We start from the raw sequence: 1,370 nt of genomic DNA, 5'->3' as shown, positions 1-1,370 counted from the left end.
GTAACCATTCTATTTTCCGCCTTGACATAAGTTGTTAGCCGCCATATCTTTGCGCCGTAACCTTTAACAAGAATGATTATGGCAAAAGAAAAAGTAAACTATCAGGAGGTATATGACCTCTACCAGTTATGCAGCGAGACCAAAGATCTTCGAGAGTTCTGTGCTGATTATGGTGTAAATTACGACAAGTTCATGAACTGGCAGCGTCACCAGTTGTGGAGTGAGAAGTTAGGCAAGACAGTCCAGGTTGAGCAGCCCAAGGTTGCCAAAGTCCAGATAACCGGGAAACCATGCAATAGTCCAACTGTGAAGTTGGACGTGAAACATCCTGAAGGTGAACCACCAATAAAATGGATCAAGTTACAGCTGGCGTCTGGCGCAACACTGTTCCTGAGAAACACCACCGTTCTTGATTTGAGCCTGTTGCTTAATAAAATGATAGGATGATATGCTTGGACTGAGTGCTAACCTTAACTATTACCTGTTTAACGGTAATGTTGATTTGCGGAAAGGCATTTTCCGTCTGTGTGAGAGTATAAGGGAAGAAATGTCCCTTGACCCGAGCGATGCGTCCAATGTATATATGTTCATGTCCCGGAACCGAAAGGTTGTGAAGATACTTCATTACGAACGCGGTTTTTATGTGCTTTACGAAAAACGTCCTGTTATGGGCAAATTCAAGAAACCTGTATTTGATGAAGTCTCCAGGTGCTACCGGATACAGTGGTCGGACATGGCTTATCTTACGGAAAGCATTGTAGTTGACAAGATGTACGTTAGTCCGAAAGGCTAATATTAACATACTGATTATCAACAGGATAGTATAAAAAATAAACGGTAAAAAGTTTGCGTAAGTGCCTGATTTTTCGTACCTTTATATCATGATTGATGAAAGAGCATACGAGTTACTTTGCTGCCAGCTGGGTCTGGCGAATGAGGAAAAGGCAGGTCTTCGCAAACAGAATAAAGAATTGATTGCGAGGCTTGAGTCTATTGAAGAATCCAACAGGGAGAACTCTAAAAATCTGATAGATACCATCAATGATCTCAAAGATACCATCGAAAAGCAGTCAACCACGGTTGAACATTACAGGAAAGAAATGGAACTTATGAGAAAGCAGCTTGAAGCAAAGGATGAGGTGAACAGGATGCTGGCAAACGAGATCTCCAATCTCAGACTTCAGCTTGAGGACAGCAGGAAACACCGTTTCGGCCGTACTTCCGAGCAAAGAAGGCTGTTGAACAACCGTAATCTCGACAAGTCCGCTCTGGAACAATCCGAGTATGACGGTTCTGACAGGAAGGATGATAATAATAAGACCGATGATAACGAAACCGGCAGCAATACCTCTTCCGGCAACATACCTGCC

Annotated in this window: 3 protein-coding genes; all 3 read left to right on the top strand. The window is 43.0% G+C overall.

Going from position 1 to position 1,370, the window contains the following annotated elements:
* Positions 1–78: 78 nt before the first annotated feature.
* Complete coding sequence (locus tag DXA05_RS25840) at positions 79–447, top strand: hypothetical protein (RefSeq protein ID WP_170834904.1); 369 nt, start codon at positions 79–81, stop codon at positions 445–447.
* A gap of 1 nt (position 448) precedes the next feature.
* On the top strand, positions 449–793 hold the full coding sequence (gene tnpB / locus DXA05_RS25835; RefSeq protein WP_004297053.1) for an IS66 family insertion sequence element accessory protein TnpB: 345 nt from the start codon (positions 449–451) through the stop codon (positions 791–793).
* Between the two features lie 88 nt (positions 794–881).
* The coding region (locus tag DXA05_RS25830; RefSeq protein WP_128859779.1) for a hypothetical protein at positions 882–1,370 on the top strand (489 nt) is incomplete at its 3' end.

The sequence above is a fragment of the Bacteroides sp. AM54-2NS genome, assembly GCF_003602935.1.
GTDB lineage: Bacteria > Bacteroidota > Bacteroidia > Bacteroidales > Bacteroidaceae > Bacteroides > Bacteroides xylanisolvens.
The sequence above is the reverse complement of the archived record's forward strand: the minus strand, read 5'-3'. Positions and strand labels throughout refer to the sequence as shown.